This is a genomic window from Azovibrio restrictus DSM 23866 (assembly GCF_000429665.1).
In the GTDB taxonomy this organism is placed as follows: domain Bacteria; phylum Pseudomonadota; class Gammaproteobacteria; order Burkholderiales; family Rhodocyclaceae; genus Azovibrio; species Azovibrio restrictus.
Genome location: NZ_KE386939.1, coordinates 19,875 through 45,234, shown reverse-complemented (window position 1 = coordinate 45,234; position 25,360 = coordinate 19,875). Strand labels below are relative to the sequence as shown.

Here is a 25,360-nt window from a genome sequence, read left to right as displayed (position 1 = left end):
GGCATGGACGTAGAGCTGATCCGCCTCCGGGTCCCGGGGCGGGATGTGCGCCTGCTCATGGACACAGCTGAAGGATAGACGGGTGTGGATGCCGGGAAGATCGGGCATGGTACGGTCCTTGGAGGGGGAAATGTCATCACAGGCAGTCAGCCCGACGGTCAGAAAAAAGGTGATTACCCAGATGCGGAAGATCATCATCGAACTCGCTCAATCCAGGTTGGTGCGCTCTTTGGTGCCGCTGAAGAATTCGACAAGGGAAGCCATGGGAGGATATTTATCCTTGCGGCGAGCTTTATTCACGTTAATCACGTCCTGCCAAGCGTCCCATGCCTTCTTCATCCCCTGAACCGCCAGTTCTTCACCCCCACTCCTGCTGTTCGTATGCAGCTGCCACAGGAACTTTCTTGCCGGCTGGGTGACCTTGTGGTTGGCCAGGGCGATATTGAGCTCCGAGTCCGTCTCCATGCTGCGGCTGTTGATGTTGGCGCTGCCCAGGGAGAGGAAGCTGTCATCGATGAGCGTCAGCTTGGCATGCACATAGACGTCGACCCAATCGGCGAAATCCTCCGGGCGGCTGTTGTTCGGGGCGTTCAGGTTGTTCAGCCCACGCAACTCCTGCCTGAGGGCATCGCGACGGGCCTGCGCCTGTTGCAGCTGCTGGTTGAGACTTTCGTATCTGGCCGTGACGCTGGCCGATGCGTTGGGAATCCCTTTCAGCTGGGCCGCCTCGCCATCCAGGGTGGCGCGCTGGGCCTCCAGCCGGGCAACCGTCTTTTCCGCCTGGGCCAGTTCCGCCTGAACCCGCTCGCGCCGCTCATCTGGGGTCAGCGCCCGGTCGCCATGGTTGCAAGTGCTGCCTGAGCGGCCAGGCGAATCGGGGGCCACCAGGGTGCAGACATGTACCCTCAATCCAGGCACGGACTGCATCGGAATCGGGGCATGGCCCTTTTTCTCGCGCTGCTGGGTGGCAAGCTTCTGCTCCAGTTCCGGTATCCGGGCCTGGGCTGCCTGCTGCCGCTCCCGGGAGGCTTCGAGCGCCCCCTGGGCTGCAGAAGTGCTTACCGCCTGTTTTTCCAGCTTTTTCTGCTGCGCCGATTCCTGGGCAACCTGCTGACGCGCGGCCTTGAGTTCAGCCTCGGTATCTTCGGCCCGCTGCTGGCGGGAGACCTCGGGAATCACATCGGCACGCCCCAGCGCATCGAGCATGCGTGCCGTGGAGACCGTGCCGAGCCCCATCCCATCCTTGTCCGCATTGGTGATGACAAAAAGGTTGAGGGAGCCGTATTTCTCCGGAGCAGCACCACATTGGGCCAGCTTCTCGGCATGCTCGGTGATGGCCTCGGCGAGGGGTTTCCAGCGGAAATACTGGTTCTCCATGTAAATGTAGTGGGTGGCGTTTTTTACTGCCTGCAAATAACTTGCGGCAATATCGCGTACCCCGTACTGGGGCTGGGTTCGCAGGATCTGGGCCATCACGGCGGTGCTGCTCTGGGCCTGGCTGGGCGCATCGGTGCGATCGCTGGCCAGCTTCTTGCGATGCCTGTCTCGCGCCACCTCCGCCGCCTGTTGCCGCTGCCGGGAGGCCGCCAGCTGGGCTTCTCGGGTTTTCCCGGCCCCCCCGAGCAGGCTGGGGTCGCTCCCCGCCTGGGGATCGGAGAGCCCCGTTTGCAGCGCGGTTTCCCGGCGGATCACCGCCTCGGACCGGGCAATTTCCCGCTTCCTCCACTGCCGGGTCGCGCCCGAGTGCGGATAGTGCTCAAAGGCAGGAGCACCCACTTCGGCAAACAGATCCTCGCCAACCTCCTTCTTCCAGGCGGCGTGAAAGTTATGAAACAGATCGCCCAGGATGGGGCCCGTCACCCGACTGGAGAAGTCCTCCCGGGGGCGATTGCCGTTACGCCCCAGACGGGGATCACGTTGGCGACGGCAGCTGTGTTGATTGGTGTCCCAGTACTCATCAAGGGTGTTGTGTCCCATCACAAAACCGACGGCATGCTCCGGCAGCTCGAAATCCACCAGTACCGTCTTCTGGTGATGGCTGGCTGACGCCGCCTGCACACCACGGGTATCCAGACTGGTATTGGGATCGGCCCGCTCACTACCGAGGATCACTGCCCGGTCGGCAGCATTGAACCCCCGTCCGGCAAACACCAGGTTCTTGGTACGCGGTTTTGTATCGATGCCCGCTGCGCGCCGGGGCAGGGTGTCGGAAACGAAGCCCTGATCACGGTCATAACGCCCGAACCATTCGATGTCGTAAAGATAGTCCTGATCCGCCAGGGTATTGGGCCTGCCCATTTTTTCCAGCTCATCCCGCCCTGTCCTTCGGCCCAACTCGGCCATACCTTCATTACGGGCGCGGCGTCCTGGGATGTTTGCTTCTATGGAATCCGTCAGGCTGATATTGCTCACTTCAAAAGACCAGCACAGGACCCTCACCTTGACACCTGCCAGGGCCTTCTTTTCCAGAAGTTCGCCAATGCGCAGCCCTTTCTGCCCGCCACGCAGGAAATACATGGATGGCTGAAAGCCCCAGCAGATGATGGAGATGGATTTCGTAGCTTTTTCCAGGGCGTAATAAACCGAGCGGAAAGCCTCTTCGCCATTTTTCAGCAGCTCGAAACTCCCCGGCAGGACACGATATTCGGATTTCTGCACAAACCAGGCGGGGGTGAATGTGCACTGGTTGGTCTGACTTTGAGCAATGGGTACCACCACTTTGAGCGCCATGCTCAGCCTCCTTTCACGACAGAGCCGTACAGTATCTCGGCATAATCTTCCCGGGGCGTGGCGGGCTGGGGAGTCGCCCCGGTATCGGCAGGAGCGCCCGCTTCATGCTTGTGGATGCCGCCATTGGCCCCCTCCCCCTGGGAAGCATTGGAGTACTGGGAGGCCACCGGGATCTTGTAGATCATGCCATTGGCTAGTTCCAGCTGGTATTCCCGGGTCACGACCTCATGATCCACCTGAAGCGGACCTGTTCCGTCGAGAACCCCCTCCTTGATCGGCGCTCCATCGGCAAAGAGCTTGTAGGGCATGCGCGCCCAGCCCCCGCCAACCCCCTGGGGCGCATGATCGAAATTGAAGATGAGCGGGGCTTTGGGCAGGTTTTCCGGAAAAGCCGGATGTCCGACATGCATTGCATCCGGCCCATTGAATGTATGGGCTTTCCCCCGGATCGATACAGTGCCGGGGCAGTGAATCTCGATGTCCCCGTCTTTCAGCCGGATATACCCCCCACCGGAGGTCAGCAGGATTTCCTTTCGCCCGACCACCAGGACCTTTCCCTGGGTGGAAGTGATGCTCAGGTCCTGCTCCGCCGTCATCTCGGCTTCACCATGCTGGGCCTGAATCTGTACCTTCCCCTGAGCTGCGATGAGCTTCATGGCGATCTTGCCCTTGACCCCGTTTACGAACAGGCTGATGTGCTGCCCCACGTTATGGAGCCATCTTCGACCGCTGCTCTGATTACTGTCGCGCTGGGCGGTGAAATCGAGATTGGTGCCAGCCGTGAGCGAGAGGTTCTGCCCGGTCACCCCGGCAATTCCTGCGGGGGCGGACATGACCATGATCGGCTGCCGGCCCGGCTCCTCTTTGGCCGTCTTGCCATCCTTGTCCGTGTTGCTGCCGGCCTCCCAGGCCCTCAGGGCCTGGACATGATGATCCAGATGGCCAGACTGGGTTTTGCCTTCCGGCTGATTGTCCGTGCTGACCTGTTCCGGGCCGTGCTCGAGGGCATCAGCGGCTTGCTTGGTGGCAACCTCCGCCAGATTTTTCGTCAGCTGGTAAGCGGCCTCCAGCTGGGCTTGAGCGTGATCCCGGGAAAGCTGTCTGCCACTGGCGCCCGCCTGGGCTTCGGTGGTGAGAAACAAGCCCTGACCAGCCCGGATGGCACCGTGTTTGTCGCTACGCAACTCAAAGCCCTCGCCCCGCACTTCCCCTTTGCCATCGGTGCGCGGGTGGATCAGATAACCTTGGTTCAGCTGGGTCTTGCCGTGTTCGCTGGAGAGTCTGGTGCGCAGTTCTCCAGTGCTGTCGTCGAACACCAGCTCATTCCAGCCCTGGCCCTTGTGCTCCTTGCTCCTGTGGCCCGACAGCATCCGGTTGGCAGGAAGCCGTCCGGCAGCGCTGAACTCGGGAGGACGATGAGTGCCGTTGTAAAGGACGCCGGTCACCACCGGACGATCGATGTCGTTTTCAAGAAAGCTGACCAGAACTTCCTGGCCAATCCTGGGTATGTATTGAGTTCCCCAGGCTGCGCCGGCACTCGGATAGGCCACCCGCACCCAGGTGGACGAGCGCTCGTCCAGGTCGGCGCCCCCATCGGGATGATCCTCCCGACGCTGCCAGTGGAACTGGAGCTTGATGCGGCCGTGCTGGTCAGTATGAATTTCTTCGCCATCGGGACCGACCACGGTTGCAGTGGTCCCTCCGGGAGCCGTGGGTTTGCGATGGGCGCTACGGTTGTAATCCGGCACGAAGCGGATGTGTCTGCGGATGGCTTCCATCCTGGCCCGGTAGGGCGTCGCGCTTTGTCCCTTGCTGTTACCGTCCTTTCCTTCCAGCAGGCTACCTGCCGGCAGCGGAAAGGGGTCCTCGGTTTCGGGCAGGAGATTGTTGCGCGCCGCAAAGCTCAGGCGGGTCACCAGAAACTGCCGGTCCTCTTCTGAATCCTGATCATGGAGCGGATGGTCTGCCAGGGGAAACCAGCCCCCGGCCGCCAGGCAACGGGCGCTGCCTTCCCCGTTGAAGACTTTGCCTTGCCGGTCACGGGCCTGCTGGCGCAAAGCGGCATAGCGGCTCATTTCCCGGGGGTCCTGGCCATAATAGAGCGTCTGGGGATCGTAATCCTCCAGGCCGGCACAACAGGAATCCCCGGCATCCCCCTGCAGGATCGATGCTTCGGCACTCCCCAGGTGGGCATCCACTGCCTTGTAGTCATAGGCAAGCAGCGTGGTCCGACCGCTGTCGATCTGACGCTCCCCAAGCCAGACATCCATCCCGTCATCGCGCTCCACCCCGGCGGTGCGGTGAAAGCGTATCCCGGCCGGCCGGGTACGACCGGTACGTCCCAGCTCGTGTTCCCCCGTCAGGACAGGAAGCACCGCACTGTCATCAAACAGGACCAGTGTATGGGTGGGCACACCGTCAGCCTCGGCGGCACCGCTACGGACCAGGGAAGTGGCACTGCCCGACGGCCCATTCCTGCTGCCCCCCTCTCCTCCGCCATGAGCATAGCGCCAGGCAATCCCTTCTTCGGCAAGCAGGCGCTCGATGAATGCCAGGTCCGCTTCACGATACTGGAGGCAGTAGGACCTCTGGGGGTACTTCAAGACCGTGTCATCACGGAGCAGAAAGCTGTGGGAAAAGGCCGGGTTGCTGGACTGGTGCTCCTGCAGGATGGCCTTGACGATTTCGGGTACGGTCTTGTCCTGAAACACACGGCTGTTCCTGCGATGGGCCAGCAACGCCAAAGCGGGTTCAATGGTGAGGGTGAAAAGCCCGAAGCCCCCATCAGCTCCTCGCTGTTCGACACGGGTGACCAGGCCGCTGTAAAGGCGCTCACCGCCATCCGGCAGCAGCAGCCCCACCTCCACGGGCTGACCAAGCAGGGCCTTCAGCTCCAGCCCCGCATCCGGGGACAGACAATCCAGAACATAGCGATAATTGGCGGACAAACCTTCCTCCCCATGAATCCGGTGGGGAAGCAGCATTTCTCCGTCGATCCGGGCATTTGCAGCAAAGCGCAGGCGCAACAAGCGTGCATGTTGCGCAAACAGGGAAGCACCAGCAGCGCGGAGGGACTCCAGAGCGGAGGCAGAGGCCAGGGCAGACATGGACATACCCATCGGGGAAGGGAAAGGCGGAATTCTACGCCAGCAGCATCACCCCCGCAGTCGGGAATGCATGTCCAACAACCGGAAAGCCCACCCCCAGCCCTGACAAAAAGTAAAAGATGAACACACCTGGCCGCCACTTATCATGGGGTGGCCGGGGTAATACACTGGCGGCCTCATCGTCAGGGGAATTGCCATGCTCGCCGCCTTTACCCAGATCCTGCTGTTCCAGCTTGCCGGGGAGGTCATTGCCCGGGGGCTGGGGCTGCCGGTGCCCGGCCCGGTGCTGGGTCTGCTGCTGCTGTTCGCCTTCCTGCTCTGGCGGGGCGGCCCCGGGCCGGAGCTGCAGCAGGCGGCCCAGAACCTGCTCCAGCATCTCTCCCTGCTGTTCATTCCGGCGGGCACCGGCATCCTGCTGCACATCGCCACCCTGGAACGAGAGTGGCTGCCCATCAGCGTCGCCATGGTGGTGAGCACGGTGCTGGCCATGGCCGTCACGGCCCTCCTGATCCAGCTCCTGTCCCCGCGGCAGCAGCACGGGCATCAGGAAACTGCTGCAGGAGAGCGGCCATGACCCCCCAGCTGCAAACCCTCTGGGTCTACCTGGCGGCCTCGCCGCTCCTGGGCCTGACCCTGACCCTGCTGGCCTACCAGGGCGCTTGCTGGATCTACCGGCGTTCGGGCAATCACCCGGTGGCCAACCCGGTGCTCCTGTCCGTAAGTTTGGTGATCATCCTGCTGCAGCTCTCGGGTACTTCCTACCAGACCTATTTCGACGGGGCCCAGTTCGTGCATTTCCTGCTCGGCCCCGCCACCGTGGCCCTGGCGATTCCCCTCCATGCCCAGTTTCGCAAGGTCCGGGCCCTGCTGCTGCCGCTGCTGGTCGCCCTGCTGGCAGGCTCCCTGACCGCCATCCTGTCCGCCATGGCCGTGGCCCGGCTGCTCGGGGCCAGCCTGCCCACGGTGCTGTCCCTGGCGCCCAAGTCGGTCACCACGCCCATCGCCATGGGGATCAGCGAGACCATAGGGGGCATTCCCTCCCTCACCGCCGGGGTGGTGATCGTCACCGGCATCATCGGCGCCGTGGGTTACCGCTACCTGTTCCAGCTGCTGCGGGTGCGGGACCCGGCCGCCCAGGGCTTTGCCATCGGCCTGGCGGCCCACGGCATCGGCACGGCCCGGGCCATCCAGGTGGATCAGCAGAGCGGCGCTTTCGCCGCCCTGGCCATGAGCCTCAACGGCCTCCTGACCGCCCTCCTGGTGCCGCTGCTGATTCCCCTGCTGGGCAGCTGGCTGGCCTGAACGCCCCGGAGAGGCCAGCCGCCCGGTGAGAAGCTGAGCTTGACAGGGTTCCCCACCTTCCTCTTACACGGCATAATCCGGCCTCAATAGCAAAAATAAGCCACTCAATGGGAGGAGTGGGACTCATGCGGCTCAATTCCAAGATTTCGCTGTTCTTCAGCGCCATTGCCGCGGCCCTGATCGCGGTGCTGGTCGCCATCAGCCTCTACGCCTTCCGCAGTTTTTCCATCGCCACGGCCACGGACCATATCCGCACGGCGGCGGAGGTGGTCCGGGTGCATCTGACCGAGGCCATGATCACCGGGGTCATCGACCAGCGGCAGCAGTTCCTGCGCCGCCTGACCGAGGTCCAGGGTCTCAAGTCCGCCTACGTGGTGCGCTCGCCCTTGGTGGATCAACAGTTCGGCAAGGCCACCAAGGGCGAGGTGCCCCCGGACGAAATCGAGAAGAAGGTGCTGCAGGAAGGCAAGCCCATGTTCAAGGTCATCGAAAGCAATGACGACCTGATCTTCCGGGGCACCATTCCCTACATCGCCAATGCCCGGGGCACCCCCAACTGCCTCCAGTGCCACCAGGTGCGTGACGGGGATGTGCTGGGCGCGGTGACCATGACCATGTCCATCGCCCCCCTGCGCCAGCAGGCGATCCTCACCGTGGCGGGCATCGTCGGCGCGGTGACCCTGTTCGTGCTGGTCCTGTTCGTGCTGCTGCGCCACCTGCTGCGTCCCATTTCCGATACCGCCAATGCCGTGGAAGAGGCCGTGCACCAGGCCATAGACGGCAATTTCAAGGGCCATGTCTCGAAGAAGACCGAGGACGAAATCGGTCAGATCGCTTCCGACATGAACCGCCTGCTCACCTTCCTGGACACGGGCCTGAACCGCATCGGCAGCCAGGTGGCCATGCTCACGGGACGCAAGCCCAAGCCCGATGAAAACCTGCTCACGGCCACCATCGACATGGTGGAAGGCCTGACCAAGGCCTCCCACTTCAAGCAGGCCATCGAGGAAGACGAGGCCAAGGTGGAAATCTACCAGCGCCTGTCCACCACCCTCCAGGATGAATTCAGCCTCGGGGAGTTTTCCATCTACGAGGTCTCGCACAACAAGAACGAGATGAGCACGGTGATCATCGACGGCAATCTGGCGGCCCCCTGCCGCTGGTGCAACCCGCAGATCCTCGAACGCCCGGAAACCTGCCGAGCCCGGCGCACCGGCCATGTGGTGGACGGCCTCATCCAGCCCGACATCTGCTACGCCTTCAAACCGCCCAACGACACCCAGCAGCGGGGCTACCTGTGCTTCCCCATCATCCAGTCCGGCGTGGTGGGCAGCATCGTGCAGCTGGTGGTCAAGGAAGACGACAAAGAGCGTGTCCAGGCTGCCCTGCCCTACATCAACGTATACCTGCGCGAAGCCGCACCGGTGCTGGAAGCCCGGCGGCTGATGGAGACCCTGAAGGAATCCACCCTGCGGGACCCCATGACCGGCCTCAGCAACCGCCGCTTCCTGGAAGAGTACGTGGAAACCCTGGTGGCCAACGTGCGCCGCAAGCAGAGCCACCTGGCCATCCTGATGCTGGACCTGGACTTCTTCAAGATGGTGAACGACACCTATGGCCACGATGCCGGCGATGCGGTGCTGAAATCCCTGGCCCAGGTGCTGAAGCAGGCGGTACGGGCCTCCGACATGGTGATCCGCTACGGCGGCGAGGAATTCCTGATCGTGCTCCAGGACGCCAGCGGCCCCGCCGCCGACCAGGTGGCGGAGAACATCCGCCACGCGGTGGAGAAACTGCGCGTGAACGTGGGCGGCACGGTGTTGCAGAAGACCATCTCCATCGGCCTGTCCGACTATCCGGACGACAGCGACACCTTCTGGCAGGCGGTCAAGTTCGCCGACGTGGCCCTGTACCGGGCCAAGGAAACGGGCCGCAACCGGGTGGTCCGCTTCACCCCGGACATGTGGACCGACAAGCACGAATATTGAACCCGGAGGCAGGCATCCCCATCTGATGCATGTCGCCTCCGGAACCCTGCGCCCCATGTCCGCCCACACCCGCCCCACATCCCGCCCGCCTCACCCCCTGGCTGGCCTGCTGCTGGCCTTAAGCCTGGGGCTGGCCCCGGCCGCCCAGGCCCAGACCGGGGTGGAGGTGGAAAAACCCTCGGTGCTGCGCAAGCTGGTGCCAGCCGCCCAGCTGGAACAGCAGGCCACCCAGGAATACCGGCAACTGCTGCAGGAAGCCAAAGCCAAGGGCGCCCTGGCCCCCGCCGACCATCCCCAGGTACGCCGGCTGCGGGCCATCGCCGCCCGCATCATCCCCCATGCCAACCGCTTCAACCAGGATGCGGGCCGCTGGAAATGGGAGGTGAACCTGATCGGCTCCAAGCAGGTGAACGCCTTCTGCATGCCCGGCGGCAAGATCGCCTTCTACACGGGACTGGTGGAGGGACTGCAGTTGAGCGACGACGAGATCGCCATGGTGATGGGGCACGAGGTGGCCCACGCCCTGCGTGAGCACGCCCGGGAACGGATCGCCAAGAGCCAGATGACCCAGCTGGGCGCCAGTCTGCTCGGGGCCATGATCAGCGACGGCCGCTATACCGACGCCTTCCGCTTCGGCGGCAACATGCTCACCCTGAAATTCTCCCGGGATGACGAGACCGAGGCCGACGTGGTGGGCCTGGACCTGGCCGCCCGGGCCGGCTACGACCCCCGGGCCGGCATCAGCCTGTGGAAGAAGATGGAAAAGGCCAACCAGGGCGCCCCCCTGACCTGGCTTTCCAGCCACCCTTCCGGCCGCAACCGGATCAAGGAAATCGAGGCCCAGCTGCCCAAGGTGCTGCCCCTCTACGAACAGGCCGGGCGCCCGGCACCGTAACCCCCGGAGCCGGCACTGCCCGGCTCAGGGCAGATGCACCACGTCCCCGTCGAAGGGGTCCTCCCCCTGACCGTTGCTACGGGTGGAGCGGCGCAGATTGAGCTTCTGCTGCACGGCCGGAGGCAGGTCGGTGAACATGATCACGTTGCGCTCCAGGAGCAGGTCGATGACGTCCTCGATGACCCGGATGAACTCCAGGTCCATCTTCTCCATGGCATTGCCCTCCTGGCCCACGAAGGCCAGCACGTCCGGGTGGCTGGCGGGCAGGTAGGTGTCGGCGCCCGGCTCCGCTTCCCGGTGCAGGCTCAAGATACGGCCGGCCGCATCCCGCTTGATGTAAGGCATGGAAACTCCCTCGATGAACTGCCGCCAGTCTGCATCAGAGCCCCGGGATCAGGCAACGTTTTCCCGCAACGCCCGGCCGGCGGGCGAATCTGGGTAGAATCCGGCCTCCGTCTCCTGTCATCCCGCCCATGTCCGCAGCCCCCCTTCCCCACGTGGCCGACTCCGCCAGCTACCGCCAGGTGGCCACCGCGGCCTGCTTCGGCACCTTCCTGGAGTGGTACGACTTCCTCACCTTTGCCGCCCTGGCCTCCCACCTGGCCCAGCTTTTCTTTCCCCAGACCGACCCGGTGGCAGCCCTGCTGGCCAGCCTCGCCACCTTCGGCGTGGGCATGGTGGTGCGCCCCCTGGGGGCAGCCCTGTTCGGCTCCCTGGGCGACCGGATCGGCCGCCGCACCGTGTTCCTGATCACCATCGTGCTGATGGGCGGCGCCACCTTCCTGGTGGGCCTGCTGCCCACCTACGCCCAGGCCGGTCTGCTGGCCCCGGCCCTGCTGGTGCTGCTGCGTCTGGCCCAGGGCCTGGCCGTGGGGGGCGAGATCGGCGGTGCCGCCGTGTATCTCACCGAGCACGCCCCGGGCGGCAGGCGCGGCGCCTACACCAGCGTGCTGCAGCTGATGGGCCCCCTGGGCATGATGGTCTCCAGCGCCCAGGTGGTGGCCCTGCAAACCTGGCTCAGCCCGGCCGAATTCGCCGCCTGGGGCTGGCGGGTGCCCTTCCTGGTCTCCCTGATACTGCTGGCCATTTCCATCAAGAGCCGCCTCAACCTGCACGAATCCCCCATCTTCCGCCTGCTGCGAGAACAGCGGGCCGTGAGCAAGACGCCCCTGCGGGAATGCTTCGCCGACCGGCGCACCCTGGGGCGCATGGGCCTGCTGTTCTTCTGCATTTCCTCCGGGGGCTCCCTGCTGTTCTTCTCCGCCCAGGTCTACACGGGCATCTTCCTCAAGAGCAGCGTGGGCCTGGAACCGGCCCACGCCGGCCTGCTGGTGCTGATCTCCACCCTGGCCCTGTTCCCCCTCACCATCGGCGCCGGCTGGCTCTCGGACCGGATCGGCCGCCGCCCGGTGCTGCTCGCGGGCCTGGCCCTGGGGGTGGGCAGCCTGCTGCCGGTCTTCCAGGGCCTGCTGCACTTCGGCGCCCAAGGCCAGGATCTGGCCGTGGTGGCCCTGCTGCTCCTGCCCACCCTGGCCCTGGCCGGCATCACCGGCCCCCAGACGGCGGTGCTGGCGGAACTGTTCCCGGCCCGCACCCGCTACTCCGCCGTGGCCCTGCCCCACAACCTGGCGGCGGGCTGGATCGGCGGCCTTTCCCCCTTCATGGTGACCCTGCTCTCCAGCTGGAGCGGCCATCCCCTGGCCGGCCTCTGGTACCCCACCGGGATCCTGGCCCTGGGCCTGGTGGTGGGCCTTTTGTTCCTGCCGGAAACCCGGGACGCGGTGCTGAGCGACTAGACCAGTTCCCCCTCCAGCAGCCGCCGGGCCACGCCCTGGCGGCTGGCCCGCTCCAGCTTCTCGGCGAAGCGGGGAAAATCCAGGCCGTGCCGGGCCTTCAGTTCCTTGGCCAGGTTGTGGATCACCCGCCAGCGGGGCTCGAACTGCCGGGCCTTGAAGGCATACAGCACGTGGTTGCCGTCCTCGGGCACGGAAACCACCAGCACCTGGTCGTCGAACACCTCCATCACCGCCCCCACCAGACCGGCATAGGTGCCCGGCTCCCCGGCCAAGTTCACCACCAGCACCCCGTTACCGGACAGCTTGTTCCAGGCCTCCTGGAAGAATTCCCGACGGGCCAGCCCGGGGGCGAAGCCGTCCTTGTTGAAGGCATCCACCAGCAGCACGTCCAGGCCCCGCTCCACCCCCTCCAGCCATTCGGCCCCGTCGGCCTGGACGATGCTGAGCCGCTCGTCGTCCCCGGGCACCAGGAACAGCTCCCGGTAGGCGAGCACATGGGGGTCCAGCTCCACCCCGGTGAGGTGGGTGCCGGGCAGGCGCCGGTAGCAGAACTTGATCAGGGAACCGCCCCCCAGACCGATCAGGGCCAGACGCTTAGGCCGGGTCAGGAACAGAAGGAAGGCCATCATCTTCTGGGTGTAGCGCAGGTCCAGGCTGTCCGGGGACTTGAGCCGCATGGCGCTCTGCATCAGGCGGGTATTGAAATAGAGGTAGCGCAGCTCCCCGTCGTCCAGGACGAAGGGCTTGTCGTAGCTTTCATCCAACAGCCGGGCCCGCAGCTCGCTGGCGGAACTGCCGGGAGGCTCCAGCAGTTTCAGGGTGCCCAGCTCGGTTTCGAAGGGGCTGGGCAGCTCGAAATAGGGGGTGGCGGATTTCATGGGCCCGGATTATGGGGCGAAAGTGAGCATTCCCCTATCCCGGATGAAATCGATGATGGCCTGCAGCCCTTCGCCGGTCTTCAGGTTGGAAAAGACGAAGGGCCGCTCGCCGCGCTGCGCCTTGGCATCGTGGGCCATGACCTCCAGGGAGGCGCCGACCAGGGGCGCCAGGTCGATCTTGTTGATGATCAGCAGGTCGGACTTGGTGATGCCGGGCCCGCCCTTGCGCGGGATTTTCTCGCCGGCGGCGACGTCAATCACGTAGAGGGTCAGGTCGGAAAGCTCGGGCGAGAAGGTCGCCGCCAGGTTGTCGCCGCCGGATTCGACGAGGATCAGCTCGACGCCGGGAAAGGCGCGCTGCAGGCGGTCCACGGCTTCCAGGTTGATCGAGGCGTCCTCGCGGATCGCGGTGTGCGGGCAGCCGCCGGTCTCGACGCCGATGATGCGCTCGGGGGCCAGCGCCGAGTGATGGACCAGGAATTTGGCATCCTCGGCGGTGTAGATGTCGTTGGTGACCACGGCCATGTCGATCTTGTCGCGCAGGGCCTGGCACAGGGCCAGGGTCAGGGCGGTCTTGCCGGAACCGACGGGACCGCCTATCCCGACGCGTAATGCGGCGGGGCGTGAGTTTGCGGCGCGCAGGGCTTGTTTGCTCATGGTGGGCTTTGTTCCAGTTGCTGTTGGAGGTGTGCGTACACACCGGGGAGATTGTTCAGGATGTCGCGGTTGGCGTAGCGCAGGACGCGTAAGCCATGGCTTTCAAGGAAGGTCGTGCGTTGGGCATCGTAGTCCTGCTGTTCGGCATGACTGTCGCCGTCGATTTCGACGACCAGCTGGAGTTCGGCGCAGTAGAAGTCGACGACGTAGGGGCCAATGGGTTTCTGGCGGAGGAATTTATGGCCGCAAAGCTGGCGGTTGCGCAGGACTTTCTGCCAGATCAGATTTTCAGCGGGCGTAGGTTCCTGGCGGTTGGCGCGGGCGAAGGTAGTCAGGCGCTGGTCGTAGGCGATGAATTTGTTCTTTCGGGTAACGGCCGCAAACCCCTCCCCGGCCCTCCCCTTGTCAGGGGAGGGAGTGGCGGTCGATTTTCCGCTCGCGCGTTCCCCCCCTGACAAGGGGGGGCTAGGGGGGGTTAAGGTCTTTTCCGCCATCTCAAGACCGGAACAGCCGCGAATACTGGGTTTCATGCCGGGCACAGGCAATCGCGAAGGCTGGGGTGAAGTTTGACCACTGGCTTTCCGGCAGGGTCAGGGCAGCGGCGGCAACCGCGGGGATGCGCCCGCCGAGTTCGGCGAGCAGGCGCTGGCCGCTGGCCTGGCCCAGGGGCACCGCTTTCAGGGCGGCCATCACCTGGTTCTCCGCCCAGGCCCAGAGGTAGGCGGTGAGTGCCGCTTCCGGGACGATCTGCCAGGCCGCGGCAATGCCGGCCCAGCCGGTGGGAAAAGCGATTTCGCCGAGTCCGGCCAGCGTTGCTTCGACATCGGCCAAGGCCGGGTCGCGCAGGTCGCGCACCAGCCGGTGTAGGGAAAAGCCCATCTGCACGGTTTCGGCGCGCAGCTCGGCGGATTCGCGGCTGGCCAGGAATTCGCCGTTGAGGCGGGCGATTTCGCTCCGATTTCCCCCGGTCCACGCCGCCATCAGGGCCACAAGTAGCGGCGCCTCGTAGCGGCCGATGCCGTGCGCCAGCAGATCGGCGATCCAGCAGCCAGCGCTCGCCTCGTCCCGGATCACCCCGGATTCCACCGCCCATTCCAGGCCCTGGGAATAGGTGTAGGCCCCCACGGGCAGGGCCGGGCTGGCGAGCTGGAGCAGGCGGGCGAGCTGCAGTGACGAAGACAGGATGCGCATGCCCGGATTGTCTCCCGGACCGGCCGACTGACCAATACGCCATTTGACGCAACAGGAAACAGCTTCCCGGAAGCTGGACCTGCAAGGGGAAAACGGCGGATGGGCAGCCCCCCGGAAACTGCGGCTAATGGTCTCACCCCGGGGGGTGCGGCAATTTGTCACTTCTCCCCCCCGGAACCTTTCACCAGAATGCGCGTCGCGCCGCAGCGGCGCCATTTTCTGGAGATTGACCCACCCGCCAAGAGGCCGGGCAATCGGTGAAGTTCGGGGGGAGTTACCGATGTCTTTGTTTTTCCCGCAGGGCCGGGGGGTTCCGGGCGGGATGCGCTCTGCCAGTGGGATCGGCTCTGCCATCCTGGTGCACGGCATCCTGTTCGCCTTGATCGCCTTCGGCGCAACCCAGGGCGAACGCCTCGTGGAAGCGGCCAGGCCCATCGCCGTGCGCCTGCTCCAGGAAGCACCCGCAACACCGCCCCAGCCCCTGCCGCCGCCAGCGCCGCCCAAGGTGGTACAGCGCACCGTCAAGCCGGTGGCACAGCCGGTGCTGGCCGCCGCGCCGGCGCCCGCCGCTCCCAGTACTTTTGTCGTCGCCGAGCAGCCGGTCGCCACCCCGGCGCCGGTCCAGGCGCCGCCGGCACCGGCCGCGCCGGCCCTGGTCGAGGCCCGTTTCGACGCCGACTACCTGTCCAACCCGAAGCCGCCCTACCCGGCCGCCTCGCGCCGCCTGGGCGAGACCGGTGTCGTGCATCTGCGCGTCCATGTCAGCGCCAGCGGCGAGGCGATCAAGGTCCAGCTCAAGAAGAGCAGCGGCTTCGAGCGCCTCGACAACTCGGCCCTGGAAACCGTCGCCCACTGGCGCTTCGTGCCTGCCCGCCGGGGCGACGAAGCAGTCGCCGCCTGGGTCGTCGTACCCATCGTATTTGAGCTTTCTTGACGAAAAGGAGTCCTCCATGGGGATCATGCATTTCTGGAATCAGGGCGACTGGGTGACCCACGGTATCGCCATCCTGCTGGCGATACTGTCGGTCCTCAGCTGGATGATCATCGGCAGCCGCTTCTTTGCCCAGCTGCGGGTCAATCGCGGCATCGAGCGCGCCTTCGACGCCTTCTGGGACGCCCCCAACCTGGCCAGCGGCGTCGCCGCCATCGGCGCCCAGGACAAGAGCGGCATCTTCGCCGGCATGGCCCAGACCGCGGCGCAGGTGATGGAAGCCCAGGAGCGCCGCCAGGGGCAGAGCATGGGCAGCGGCGTGTCGCACAGCGAAACCCTGACCCGGGCGCTGCGCAACTACATGGTGCATGCCCAGGCGCGCAATGAATCGGGGCTGACCCTGCTCGCCTCGGTCGGCTCCACCGCCCCCTTCATCGGCCTGTTCGGTACCGTCTGGGGCATCTACCACGCCCTGGTCGGCCTTTCCGGCGCCACCCAGGTGGTGCTCGACAAGGTCGCCGGCCCGGTCGGCGAAGCCCTGATCATGACCGCCGCCGGCCTCTTCGTGGCGATTCCGGCGGTGCTCGCCTACAACGCGCTGAACCGGGCCAACCGGCTGGTCACCGCCTACCTGGACGGCTTCGCCCACGACCTGCACGCCTACCTGACCACCGGCACCCGCATCGCGCTGGCGCGGGCGGCCTGAGGAGCGCGCCATGTCCTTCGGTTCCTTCAACGAGGGGGGCGACACCCCGATGGCCGACATCAACACCACACCGCTGGTGGACGTCATGCTCGTCCTGCTGGTCATCTTCATCATCACCGCGCCGCTCTTCCACCAGGCGATTCCCATTGACCTGCCGCGCGTCAGCGCCACCAAGCTCGACGACAAGCCCGAGGTCATCCAGCTGGCGATCAACGCCGACGGCATCGCCTACTGGAACGGCGAGGCGGTGCACCGGGACAGCCTCGACGCCCGTTTCGCCGAGGCCAGCGCCCGCCAGCCCGAGCTGCACCTGCGCGCCGACCGCCAGGTGCGCTACGAAGCCGTTGCCGACGTGATGGCGGCGGCCCAGCGCAGCGGCATCGTCAAGATCGCCTTCGTCACCCAGCCCAAGGGCGAGGCGAAGTAAAGCAGACATCCATTCCATAAAAAAACACCAGGGGGGTAGTTCATGAAACACAGGCAACGCCTGATGGCCGTCGCCGTGGCGGCCGCGTTCGTCCAACCGGTATTCGGCGCCGATGACGATGACCGCGTCCTGTCGCCGGTCAAGGCCGAGGCCGAACGGGAAGTCGAAGTGCAGTCGCGCACCGAACTCGGCCGGCTGACCGAGTACACGCCGCTCGCCGGCAGCGTCGTCGAGCGGGAGGAGCTGGAGACGGTACGCTTCGTGGATTCCTTCCACGAGCTGCTGCCCCGGGTGCCCGGCGTCAGCATGAGCCGCAATCTGCGCTTCACCGACGGCGGCAAGAACTACACCGAAAACCGCATCGACGGCATGCGCGCGCGCAGCACCGGCACCTATACCTTCATCGACCAGGTGAACTCCGGCGACATCGAGCGCATCGAGTTCATCCGCGGGCCCGGTTCGGTCCTGAGCGGCAGCAACGCCATCGGCGGCACGATCAACGTGATCACCCGCGACCCGCCGGCCAAGCGCGAATACCAGGTGACCGGCGAAGCCTTCGAGGACGGCGGTTACCGCATGGGGCTGAGCGGTGGCGACCGGATCAGCGACAGCCTCGGCTACTTCTTCAACATCAACCAGCTGGACAAGGACGGCTGGCGCGAGCACACCGACCAGAAGAAGACTTCCTTCAGCACCAAGTGGGTCTGGCGCCCGGACAGCAGCTCCAAACTGGCCCTGCGCTACGAGTACATCGACGACGACTACCAGAGCGCCGGTTCCCTTGACGAAGCGCAATTTCGCGCCAACTGGCGGCAGGCCGAGCCGGGCAGCTACCTGCGCACCGCGGTCAAGTATTCGACCCCGTCCCTGCACTACCGCAAGATGTTCGGCGACTTCGGCGAGTTGAACCTGTACGGCCAGCAGCGCCACACCGAGCAGACGGCACGCTCCTCCGGGTTCACCAGCGGCGGAGCTACGCTGGGCGATACGGACTCCGACGAAACCAACCTGCAGTTGATGTACAAGCACAACTTCAGCCTGGCCAAGACCTCGGTGACCGGCGGTTTCGACTACCTGGATACCGTCAGCGACAGCCGGAAATTCGAGGATCTCAGCCCGAACAGCTTCCGTTTTTCCCGCGGGGCGCTGACCTCGCATTCCAAGTCCTACGAAAAGAATAAGTCCCCCTTCCTGCAGGTGGAGTTCTCGCCCCTTGATCCGCTGCGCCTGACCCTGGGCGTGCGGCGCGACGACATCCGTTACCGGGTCGACGACAAATTCAACGACAACAAGGACGGCAGCACCAGCTACCAGAAGACCGTGCGCAAGTTCGGCGCTGTCTATGAAATCTCGCCGCGCGCCCTGATCTGGGCGAACGTCGCCGAAGGGTTCATGGGTCCCGGCGTCAGCACCCTGCTCGGCAGCGGCACGCCAACCCCGGCCACCCCGGCGGCGGCCTGGGCCTCCCGCTACGTGCCGGCCAACATGGACCTGAAGCCGGAAGAGTCAATGACTCACGAAATCGGTGTGCGCGGCAGCTTCGATTTCGGCCTCAAGTACGACACAGGCTACTACGAGACCGATTTCAAGAACCTGATCGTCTCCCAGGCCTGCATCCAGAACGTCGAGTTCTGCCGCACCCGCAACGTCAATGCCGCCAAAGCCAGCGCCCACGGCTTCGAAACGGCGCTTTCCTACGACATCAACCGCTACCTGGAAGTCGGCCTCTCGCACACCTATGCGCGCTACCGCTACGACAACTACAAGACGGCGACGGCGGACTACAGCGGCACCCGGCGCTACTACACGCCGCGCAACCACTACAACCTGCGCCTCGTGGTCAAGCCGGCCGCCGGCTGGCGGGTCGAGCTGGAGGGCGACTACCTCGACAGCTACTACACCAACCAGGCCAACAGCGACAGCTACAGCCGCCCCGACCTCTACAACCTGCGCGCCAGCTACAGCGCCAGGTCCTGGAGCACCTGGCTGCACGTACTCAACCTGAGGGACAGCAAGTACGCGGAACGGGTCGGCTCCACTGACGCCGGGGTACGCAATTCCTACACCGAAGGCTACACGCCGCGCCTGGTCCGGGTCGGCGTTTCCTACCAGTTCTGATGCGGCCACACCGACCAACACCGTGCGGCGCCCAGACGGACGCCGATTTTCGCCCCTCCGTCCAGCACGGCCCGGGCAAGCTTATCGATCACAAGATCACAGGGTGAGTTCATGTCCTTAAAAGTCGTTCAAGGCGCAGCACCGCATATTCCCCGGTCCATGGCCGTTGCGGTGCTCGGTCTGTTCTGCCACCTGGCCAATGCCCAGAGCGAGGAAAAATTCCTGGCGCCGGTCAAGACAACCGCCGATGCCGACCTGAGTGTCCAGGAAAAATCGGCAATCGAGACCTTCAGCCCGTATTCGCCCATGTCCGGGACGACGATCTCGCCCGAGGTCCTGGACACGGTGAAGTTCGTCGATCCCCGGCGTGAGCTGCTCTGGCGCGTTCCCGGGATGACCATGATCCGCAACATCCGCATTCCCGACGGGAGCAAGAGCTACACCGACAAGCGGGTCGACGGGATGCGGGTGAATACCTACAGCACCGGCAACTTCAACGCCCTCGACGAGACCAGCCCGTCGGATGTCGAGCGGGTCGAAGTCATCACCGGCCCGGGCTCCGTGCTGAGCAGCAGCAACGCCTTCGGGGGCACCATCAACGTCATCACGCGCGATCCACCCCGGGAACTGGAACGCCGGATTTCACAGGAAGTGGGCGATTTCGGCCTCTACCGGACGGACTATTCCCAGGGCGGCTCGGTGAACAAGGATCTGGGCTACTTCTTCAACCTGAATTACATGGATAACAAGGGCTGGCGGGAGAACGAAAGCGCCTCGCAAAAGAAGGGCGCGTTGAGCGGGAAGCTGGTCTATCGCCCGGACGAATTCTCGAAACTGACCGCGCGGCTGGAATACCTGAACGACATCGCCCGGGACCCCGGCTCGATTTCGGAGGAGCAGTTTGTCAGGAACTGGCGGGGCGAGCTGGCCACCCAGTACAAGAAGACCGACACCACCTACGTCACGCCCTCACTTCAGTACAAGCGGCGTATTGGTGAGCACGGCGAGCTGAATATCGCGGCCCTGAACCGGGCCACCCGCACGAAAAGCCTCAGTGCCACTGCGGCCAACGCCATGAGCATCAGTGAGGGGGATACGACGGAAAACAGCATTCAGTCCATGTATCGCCACGACTTTTCCTTTGCCCTGTCCACGCTGTATCTGGGTGTGGATACGACCTGGATGGATGCCGAATCCAAGAACTACAAGAACACGACTTCCTATGCCCAGGCCCTGGATGGCGATTTCTCCAGAGGTGCATTGAATACCTACACCCTGGGCACGGAAAAACACACCTCACCGTTCCTGCACTACGAATTTTCTCCGGCTGACGCGCTGAGGCTGTCCATGGGCATCCGCCAGGACGATTTCGAGCTGGAAACGAATAACAAGCTGGGCGACAAGGGCGACGGCCAGAAAAGTTTTTCCCGACTAGTCAAGAAACTCGGCGCCACCTATGAGTTTTCCGGAGGCTACCTGCTCTGGGCCCGGGCGGCGGAAGGCTTCCTGGCCCCCAGCATCAGCGACATGCTGGGCACTGGCGGAACCCCGAATCAAACCACCTATGTGCCGATGAACATGAGCCTCAAGCCCATCGAGTCGATGACCTACGAGCTGGGCTTGCGCGGCCAGTTGCTGGCGAAGCGCCTGCGCTTCGATACGGCGTACTTCGATACCGACCTGAAAAACATGATCGTCCGCGAAGACTGCGCGCCGAGCGAGCCGTGCTACCAGAGGAACGTCAATGCCGGCAAGGCCCGCCTGCACGGCCTGGAAACCTCCATCGCGTTTGACGTCACGCGCTGGCTGGATGCGGGCCTGTCCCATACCTGGAGTGTCGTCAAATACAAGGACTACAAGACGCCGACCTACGACTACTCCGGGAATACCTGGAAAGGCGCGCCCGAGCACCACTTGAACTTGCGCGTCGGGGTCAAGCCCATGGAGCACCTGCGCGCGGAGCTGGAGTACGACCACATCACTTCCTACTACCGCAACAACGAGAACGTCGGCGGCACCTACAAGCGACCTGACCTGTTCCACCTGCGCATCGCCTACAAGACCAAAACCTGGAGCACCTGGCTGCACGTCCTCAACCTGTTCGACAAGAAATACGCCGAGCGCGCCTGGATGACCGCCGCCGGCAAGGCGACTTACGACGAAGGCTACAAACCGCTGACCCTGCGCGCCGGCGTCAGCTACAACTTCTGACGGGAGCGGATCGTGCGCATGGTGAAAGAACTGGTTCTGTTGTCGATGCTGTTCTGCGCGGCAAGCGTGCCGGCGCAGGAGACCGGCGAGCGGCGCGGGCCGCCGCCCGGCGTCAGTCGTGGCGATTACGCCGGGCCGCGGCCGCCGGCCGATGCTTCCGACGAAGAAAAGCGGGCCTTCTGGCGGGCGCGGGCGGCCGAGCGGCGCCAGGCCGAGGCGGCGCCGGTCGCTGTAGAAGTCGCTGCGCCGGTTGCCGAAAAGGCGCCGCCGGCGGCTGATGCTCGCCCGGGCAAGCCGGCAGCCGGCCAGGCGCCGGCCGCTCGTGCCCAGGCGGTCGATCCGCATGCCGGGCACACGATGCCGATGGCCGCACCGCCGGCACCAGCCGCCGCATCGGGCCGACCGCGCGGCATGCGCGGTGGCGGCGACGGCGTGCTCTGGTTGAGCGACCAGGCACCGCGCCGCGACGGCGGTGGACGTCCGGGCGGCGCCCGCGGCGGCATGGCCGGCATGGGCGGGATGGCTGGCATGGACGACAGCGGCATGGGCGGCGCGCCCGGCCGCATCCCGAACAAGCGCCTGTGGCTGCGCAGCGGCAGCAACCCGCTGACGGCGGGCAGCGTGCCAGCGAGCGAGCCGGTGCTGCTGCTCGATGCGCAGCAGCAGGCGTCGTCCATCGACGTCGAAGCGCACGGCGGCCCCTACAACGTGACTTTCCCGATGCCCGAACCGGGCGTCTACAACGCCTATTTCGTGCGCCGCGCGGTCGATCAGGAAACCCTGGCGGTGACCGTCGCCAAGGCCGAGGTGATGCGTTCGGCCGGCCATTCCAAGGTTGAGGGCGAGGCGCAGCTGATGGTGCCGCGCACCGATTCCCGGGTGCCGGTCGAGATCGTCCGCGAGCGCAAGGATGGGGAGGGGCTGTTCACCCGCATCAACTACGGCGACACCATCCGCTTCCAGGTGCTGCGCGATGGCAAGCCGGTGCAGAACGCCCGCGTCAGCTTCACCAGCGGCCAGGGCTGGAGCAACAGCGTGCAGTCCGACGAGGACGGCCGCGCCGGCTTTGTCGTCATCCGCGACTATTTCCCGGAATGGCGCGAGTTCGACCGCCGCCACCGCGAAACCTTCGTGGTCAGCGCCAGCTTCCCGGTCGACCAGGCCGGCGAATGGCAGGGCAGTCCCTACCACAGCGTGCGCTACACGACGACGCTGGCCGGCGCCTACTATCCGGCGATCGAGGACTACGAGTCCTACGCCTGGGGGCTGGGCATCGCCGTCGTCGCGCTGCTCTTCTCGGGCACCGCGGTCTACCTCTACCGGCGGCGCCGGGTGCGGCCCTACCGCGAGGTGAGCTTCGATGAGTAAGCTGCGCGACGCGGTCAACAACGTCGACCTGAAGCGTTTCCGCTTCTGGTTCCAGCTCGCCGCCTTCGTCCTCTTCGTCTATGGCGGCTATCTGGCGATCAACCTCGGCAACAGCCTGCCGATGTTCAGCTGCGGCTACATCCGCGACGGCCGCGCTGGCGTCTGTTACCTGCTGCCGCTGCAGCACCAGCTGGCGCGGCCCTGGCCGCAACTGTTCAGCTATGCCGGGGTCGCCGTGCTCACCGGCTTCGCCATTTTTGCGCTGTGGTTCATCGTCCTCAACAAGGGCTGGTGCGGCTTCGTCTGCCCGCTCGGCACCTTGCAGGACTGGCTGACCAGCCTGCGCCAGAAGCTGGGCATCCGCCAGTCGGGCTATACGCACGAACAGTTCCGCCGGCTGACCTGGATCAAGTACGTGCTGCTCGCCTTGCTGCTGCTGATTCCGCTCGGCATCGGCGGCGGCCTGTGGTCGCACGAGGTCGGCGCGCCGTTCTGCCAGATCTGCCCGGGGCGGATGGTGCTGCCGCTGTTCGTCGGCGACTTCTCGCAGTGGACGATCGATTTCTCCAGCCCCGGCAAGATCGTCCTCACCGCGCTGGGCATGGGCATCACCGGCCTGTTCATCGTCGGCGCCTTCGTCAAGAAGCGCTTCTTCTGCTTCTTCTGCCCGATGAGCGCGCTGCATTACCTGCTTTCCAAGCCGGCGCTGCTGCGCCTGCGCAAGGACGGCAGCAAATGCACCCGCTGCGGCGACTGCTACACCGCCTGCGACATGGAAATCCGCGAGATCGCCGATGACGTGACGCGCAAGGAAATCATGACCGACGACTGCACGCTGTGTTTGAAGTGCGTCGCCGCCTGCCCGGAAAAGGGCGCGCTGAAGGTCGATTTCGCCAACATCACCTTCTTCGAATCGACCGAGGAAGGTTTCATCAAGCGCATGAACAAGGGAATCCGCAAGTGAGTGAAATCCGCGAAGTGCCGCTCAAGCCGGCGTTCAACCAGAGCCGCCAGGCGCGCGAAGCCGAGGTCATGCTCAACCACATCGTCGACGATTTCATCGACAACCCGGCGGCGATGACCTATTTCTACGACCTCTTCCGCCACGCCTTCATCGAGGGCAAAGCGCTCGACCGGGAAGGGCCGGGCATCGGCACCACCTGCATCCAGGTGCCGGAAGAGCTGATCTACGCCGCTGGCGGCACGCCGGTCCGCCTGTGCAACGGGGCCTACCATTACGATCAGGTCGGCGCCGACTTCATGCCGGCCAAGTCCTGCTCGCTGGTCAAGGCGACGCTCGGCCGCCTGCATTCGGAAAAGGCCGTGCCCGACGTCGGCAAGCTGGAGCTGATCGTCAATCCGACGACCTGCGACCAGAAGAAGAAAGCCGCCCAGATGATGGAAGGCATGGGCTACCAGGTCTACGACCTGGACCTGCCGAGCGCCAAGGACAACGAGGCGGCGCGCGAATACTGGCGGCGGGTGGTCAAGCAACTGGCGGCGCGCCTGCAGAAAGTCACCGGCAAGAAGCTGACCCGGCAGCGCCTGCGCGAGGCGATGGCCAAGACCTCGCGCGCCCAGGCCGCCTTCCGCACCTTGCACAACTTCCGCCGCAAGGCGCCGTCGCTGATCCTCGGCAAGGACGTCTTCCTCGTCACCAACGCCTATTTCTTCGACGATATCGAGCGCTGGAGCGCCGCCGTCGAGGCGCTCAACGCCGAACTCGCGCAGCGCGAGGCCGAGGCGTTCAGCGCCGTGCAGAAGAAGGCGCCGCGCATCGTGTTCACCGGCTCGCCGCCGATCTTCCCCAACATCAAGCTGCCGCTGCTGATCGAGGAGGCGGGTGGCGTCGTCGTCGCCGACGAAACCTGCTCGGCCAACCGCATGCTCTACGACATGACGGCGGTCGACGAATGGCTGCTCAGCCACATGATCGAGAGCATTGCCGACAAGTACCTGAAGCCCTGCACCTGCCCGATCTTCACCCGCAACGACGACCGCATCCGGCGCCTGCTCGACCTCGTTTCCACCTTCAACGCCGACGGCGTCGTCTACCAGTCCTTCGCCGGCTGCCAGGTGTACGAGATGGAGCAGCGCAGCGTCGCCGAAGCGCTGAACAAGGCCGGCATCCCGATGCTCTACATCGAAACCGACTACAGCCCGGACGACATGGGCCAGCTGTCGACCCGCGTCGAGGCCTTCCTCGAATCCATCAAGACCCGTAAAAGACAGGCTCGCGCATGACTTACTTCGCAGGCATCGACATCGGCTCCACCGCCATCAAGACCGTACTGATCAACGCGGGCGGCGAGATCGTCGGCATCCACGTCACCGACTCCGGCAGCCTCTTCCACAAAAACGCCAAGGAAGCGCTGCGCGTGCTGCTGGAGAAATCCGGCGTGGACCGGGCGCAACTGAAATACCTGATCGCCACCGGCTACGGCCGCAAGCTGTTCAAGGAAGCCGACGATTCGATTTCCGAGATCACCGCCAACGCCATCGGCGCCCACGAGACCGGCAAGGCCTACGGCGGCGTGCGCACCATCATCAACATCGGCGGCCAGGATTCGAAGGCGATCCAGATCGACGACAGCGGCAACGTCAGCAACTTCGTGATGAACGACAAATGCGCCGCCGGCACCGGCCGCTTCCTCGACGTCGCCGCGCGCAACCTCGACCTCGACCTGGAAGACCTGGGCGACATCCACTTCACCGGCAGCGGCGCGCCGCTGTCGATCAACAGTACCTGCACCGTCTTCGCCGAATCCGAGATCATCGGCCTGCTCGCCAACGGCCACGGCAAGGCCGAAATCGTCGCCGGCATCCACTATTCCATCGCCAAACGCACGGTGCGCCTGGCCAAGCGGGTCGGCATCGAGGACCGCGTGTACATGGACGGCGGCCCGGCGCTCAACAAGGGGCTGGTGGCGGCGATCCAGGACGAGCTGCAGCGCGAGCTGGTGGTGCCGCAGTACCCGCAGACGACCACCGCTTACGGCGCCGCCGTGCTGGCGCGCAGCGAGTTCCTCGCCGAACAGCAGGAAGGCCACTGACG

At 65.0% G+C, this 25,360-nt stretch carries 21 protein-coding genes; 14 read left to right on the top strand and 7 right to left on the bottom strand.

Annotated features, from left to right (window positions below):
• Nucleotides 1-207 precede the first annotated feature (207 nt).
• Nucleotides 208-2,730 (bottom strand): phospholipase D-like domain-containing protein, encoded by a 2,523-nt coding sequence (locus G474_RS22330; RefSeq protein WP_026688293.1) that lies wholly within the window; start codon nucleotides 2,728-2,730, stop codon nucleotides 208-210.
• Between the two features lie 2 nt (nucleotides 2,731-2,732).
• The gene (locus G474_RS21705) at nucleotides 2,733-5,678 is read right to left on the bottom strand and encodes a type VI secretion system Vgr family protein (RefSeq protein WP_211228161.1); all 2,946 of its coding nucleotides are present in this window, start codon (nucleotides 5,676-5,678) and stop codon (nucleotides 2,733-2,735) included.
• Nucleotides 5,679-6,033: 355 nt separating this feature from the next.
• Here G474_RS21705 and G474_RS0118825 point away from each other — a divergent pair, with 355 nt between their 5' ends.
• The 4 genes from G474_RS0118825 to G474_RS0118810 all read left to right on the top strand — a co-directional run bounded on the left by G474_RS0118825 (nucleotide 6,034) and on the right by G474_RS0118810 (nucleotide 10,022).
• Entirely contained in the window at nucleotides 6,034-6,411 is a 378-nt protein-coding gene (locus G474_RS0118825) for a CidA/LrgA family protein (protein WP_026688292.1), read from the top strand.
• Nucleotides 6,408-7,139, top strand: a complete 732-nt coding sequence (locus G474_RS0118820; RefSeq protein ID WP_026688291.1) for an LrgB family protein — start codon at nucleotides 6,408-6,410, stop codon at nucleotides 7,137-7,139. The genes G474_RS0118825 and G474_RS0118820 overlap by 4 nt, the downstream gene beginning before the upstream one ends.
• Nucleotides 7,140-7,264: 125 nt before the next feature.
• On the top strand, nucleotides 7,265-9,127 hold the full coding sequence (locus tag G474_RS0118815; protein WP_026688290.1) for a GGDEF domain-containing protein: 1,863 nt from the start codon (nucleotides 7,265-7,267) through the stop codon (nucleotides 9,125-9,127).
• Nucleotides 9,128-9,182: 55 nt separating this feature from the next.
• The gene (locus G474_RS0118810; protein ID WP_051282444.1) at nucleotides 9,183-10,022 is read left to right on the top strand and encodes a M48 family metallopeptidase; all 840 of its coding nucleotides are present in this window, start codon (nucleotides 9,183-9,185) and stop codon (nucleotides 10,020-10,022) included.
• A gap of 24 nt (nucleotides 10,023-10,046) precedes the next feature.
• Here G474_RS0118810 and G474_RS21700 read toward each other — a convergent pair whose 3' ends face one another.
• Nucleotides 10,047-10,367, bottom strand: coding sequence for a hypothetical protein (locus G474_RS21700; RefSeq protein ID WP_043465410.1), 321 nt, complete (start codon nucleotides 10,365-10,367; stop codon nucleotides 10,047-10,049).
• Between the two features lie 128 nt (nucleotides 10,368-10,495).
• On the opposite strand from G474_RS21700, the gene G474_RS0118800 reads away from it, so the two are divergent.
• On the top strand, nucleotides 10,496-11,818 hold the full coding sequence (locus tag G474_RS0118800) for an MFS transporter (protein ID WP_026688288.1): 1,323 nt from the start codon (nucleotides 10,496-10,498) through the stop codon (nucleotides 11,816-11,818).
• Here the strand turns inward: G474_RS0118800 and G474_RS0118795 are convergent.
• The 4 genes from G474_RS0118795 to G474_RS0118780 are packed head-to-tail and all read right to left on the bottom strand — an operon-like array spanning nucleotide 11,815 to nucleotide 14,544.
• Nucleotides 11,815-12,696 carry a spermine/spermidine synthase domain-containing protein gene (locus G474_RS0118795; RefSeq protein WP_043465408.1) on the bottom strand — a complete coding sequence of 294 codons (882 nt, stop codon included), beginning with the start codon at nucleotides 12,694-12,696 and terminating at the stop codon, nucleotides 11,815-11,817. The genes G474_RS0118800 and G474_RS0118795 overlap by 4 nt on opposite strands.
• Before the next feature lie 9 nt (nucleotides 12,697-12,705).
• A complete protein-coding gene (gene ureG, locus G474_RS0118790; RefSeq protein WP_043465405.1) occupies nucleotides 12,706-13,353 on the bottom strand; it encodes an urease accessory protein UreG in 648 nt (215 codons plus the stop codon).
• Nucleotides 13,350-13,847: an endonuclease domain-containing protein gene (locus G474_RS0118785; protein ID WP_084513866.1), complete on the bottom strand. Its 498-nt coding sequence runs from the start codon at nucleotides 13,845-13,847 to the stop codon at nucleotides 13,350-13,352. The genes ureG and G474_RS0118785 overlap by 4 nt, the downstream gene beginning before the upstream one ends.
• 1 nt (nucleotide 13,848) lies before the next feature.
• Nucleotides 13,849-14,544, bottom strand: coding sequence for an urease accessory protein UreF (locus G474_RS0118780; protein ID WP_043465402.1), 696 nt, complete (start codon nucleotides 14,542-14,544; stop codon nucleotides 13,849-13,851).
• A gap of 322 nt (nucleotides 14,545-14,866) precedes the next feature.
• Here G474_RS0118780 and G474_RS0118775 point away from each other — a divergent pair, with 322 nt between their 5' ends.
• From G474_RS0118775 to G474_RS0118735, 9 genes are all read left to right on the top strand, one after another.
• Nucleotides 14,867-15,478 carry an energy transducer TonB gene (locus G474_RS0118775; RefSeq protein ID WP_084513868.1) on the top strand — a complete coding sequence of 204 codons (612 nt, stop codon included), beginning with the start codon at nucleotides 14,867-14,869 and terminating at the stop codon, nucleotides 15,476-15,478.
• A gap of 16 nt (nucleotides 15,479-15,494) precedes the next feature.
• Nucleotides 15,495-16,181 carry a MotA/TolQ/ExbB proton channel family protein gene (locus tag G474_RS0118770; RefSeq protein ID WP_043465399.1) on the top strand — a complete coding sequence of 229 codons (687 nt, stop codon included), beginning with the start codon at nucleotides 15,495-15,497 and terminating at the stop codon, nucleotides 16,179-16,181.
• Between the two features lie 10 nt (nucleotides 16,182-16,191).
• Nucleotides 16,192-16,608, top strand: a complete 417-nt coding sequence (locus G474_RS0118765; RefSeq protein ID WP_026688281.1) for an ExbD/TolR family protein — start codon at nucleotides 16,192-16,194, stop codon at nucleotides 16,606-16,608.
• A 42-nt stretch (nucleotides 16,609-16,650) separates the two neighbouring features.
• Entirely contained in the window at nucleotides 16,651-18,726 is a 2,076-nt protein-coding gene (locus G474_RS0118760; protein ID WP_084513865.1) for a TonB-dependent receptor, read from the top strand.
• Nucleotides 18,727-18,837: 111 nt separating this feature from the next.
• On the top strand, nucleotides 18,838-20,937 hold the full coding sequence (locus G474_RS0118755; RefSeq protein ID WP_084513864.1) for a TonB-dependent receptor: 2,100 nt from the start codon (nucleotides 18,838-18,840) through the stop codon (nucleotides 20,935-20,937).
• A gap of 18 nt (nucleotides 20,938-20,955) precedes the next feature.
• Nucleotides 20,956-22,305: a hypothetical protein gene (locus G474_RS23730; RefSeq protein ID WP_156919356.1), complete on the top strand. Its 1,350-nt coding sequence runs from the start codon at nucleotides 20,956-20,958 to the stop codon at nucleotides 22,303-22,305.
• On the top strand, nucleotides 22,298-23,269 hold the full coding sequence (locus tag G474_RS0118745; protein WP_026688277.1) for a 4Fe-4S binding protein: 972 nt from the start codon (nucleotides 22,298-22,300) through the stop codon (nucleotides 23,267-23,269). The genes G474_RS23730 and G474_RS0118745 overlap by 8 nt, the downstream gene beginning before the upstream one ends.
• Entirely contained in the window at nucleotides 23,266-24,549 is a 1,284-nt protein-coding gene (locus G474_RS0118740) for a double-cubane-cluster-containing anaerobic reductase (protein WP_043465396.1), read from the top strand. Before G474_RS0118745 ends, G474_RS0118740 begins: the two co-directional genes overlap by 4 nt.
• On the top strand, nucleotides 24,546-25,358 hold the full coding sequence (locus tag G474_RS0118735; RefSeq protein ID WP_026688275.1) for an acyl-CoA dehydratase activase: 813 nt from the start codon (nucleotides 24,546-24,548) through the stop codon (nucleotides 25,356-25,358). The genes G474_RS0118740 and G474_RS0118735 overlap by 4 nt, the downstream gene beginning before the upstream one ends.
• The last annotated feature ends 2 nt before the right edge of the window (nucleotides 25,359-25,360 follow it).

Excerpts from the sequence above, each read along its gene's own strand:
- G474_RS0118735 (WP_026688275.1), top strand. The coding sequence starts at position 24,546 with ATGACTTACTTCGCAGGCATCGACATCGGCTCCACCGCCATCAAGACC.
- G474_RS0118765 (WP_026688281.1), top strand. The coding sequence starts at position 16,192 with ATGTCCTTCGGTTCCTTCAACGAGGGGGGCGACACCCCGATGGCCGAC.
- G474_RS0118780 (WP_043465402.1), bottom strand. The coding sequence starts at position 14,544 with ATGCGCATCCTGTCTTCGTCACTGCAGCTCGCCCGCCTGCTCCAGCTC.
- G474_RS0118800 (WP_026688288.1), top strand. The coding sequence starts at position 10,496 with ATGTCCGCAGCCCCCCTTCCCCACGTGGCCGACTCCGCCAGCTACCGC.
- G474_RS0118795 (WP_043465408.1), bottom strand. The coding sequence starts at position 12,696 with ATGAAATCCGCCACCCCCTATTTCGAGCTGCCCAGCCCCTTCGAAACC.
- G474_RS0118820 (WP_026688291.1), top strand. The coding sequence starts at position 6,408 with ATGACCCCCCAGCTGCAAACCCTCTGGGTCTACCTGGCGGCCTCGCCG.
- G474_RS23730 (WP_156919356.1), top strand. The coding sequence starts at position 20,956 with ATGGTGAAAGAACTGGTTCTGTTGTCGATGCTGTTCTGCGCGGCAAGC.
- ureG (WP_043465405.1), bottom strand. The coding sequence starts at position 13,353 with ATGAGCAAACAAGCCCTGCGCGCCGCAAACTCACGCCCCGCCGCATTA.
- G474_RS0118775 (WP_084513868.1), top strand. The coding sequence starts at position 14,867 with ATGCGCTCTGCCAGTGGGATCGGCTCTGCCATCCTGGTGCACGGCATC.
- G474_RS0118755 (WP_084513864.1), top strand. The coding sequence starts at position 18,838 with ATGTCCTTAAAAGTCGTTCAAGGCGCAGCACCGCATATTCCCCGGTCC.
- G474_RS0118810 (WP_051282444.1), top strand. The coding sequence starts at position 9,183 with ATGTCCGCCCACACCCGCCCCACATCCCGCCCGCCTCACCCCCTGGCT.
- G474_RS0118815 (WP_026688290.1), top strand. The coding sequence starts at position 7,265 with ATGCGGCTCAATTCCAAGATTTCGCTGTTCTTCAGCGCCATTGCCGCG.
- G474_RS0118770 (WP_043465399.1), top strand. The coding sequence starts at position 15,495 with ATGGGGATCATGCATTTCTGGAATCAGGGCGACTGGGTGACCCACGGT.
- G474_RS22330 (WP_026688293.1), bottom strand. The coding sequence starts at position 2,730 with ATGGCGCTCAAAGTGGTGGTACCCATTGCTCAAAGTCAGACCAACCAG.
- G474_RS0118745 (WP_026688277.1), top strand. The coding sequence starts at position 22,298 with ATGAGTAAGCTGCGCGACGCGGTCAACAACGTCGACCTGAAGCGTTTC.
- G474_RS0118760 (WP_084513865.1), top strand. The coding sequence starts at position 16,651 with ATGAAACACAGGCAACGCCTGATGGCCGTCGCCGTGGCGGCCGCGTTC.
- G474_RS0118825 (WP_026688292.1), top strand. The coding sequence starts at position 6,034 with ATGCTCGCCGCCTTTACCCAGATCCTGCTGTTCCAGCTTGCCGGGGAG.
- G474_RS21700 (WP_043465410.1), bottom strand. The coding sequence starts at position 10,367 with ATGCCTTACATCAAGCGGGATGCGGCCGGCCGTATCTTGAGCCTGCAC.
- G474_RS0118785 (WP_084513866.1), bottom strand. The coding sequence starts at position 13,847 with ATGGCGGAAAAGACCTTAACCCCCCCTAGCCCCCCCTTGTCAGGGGGG.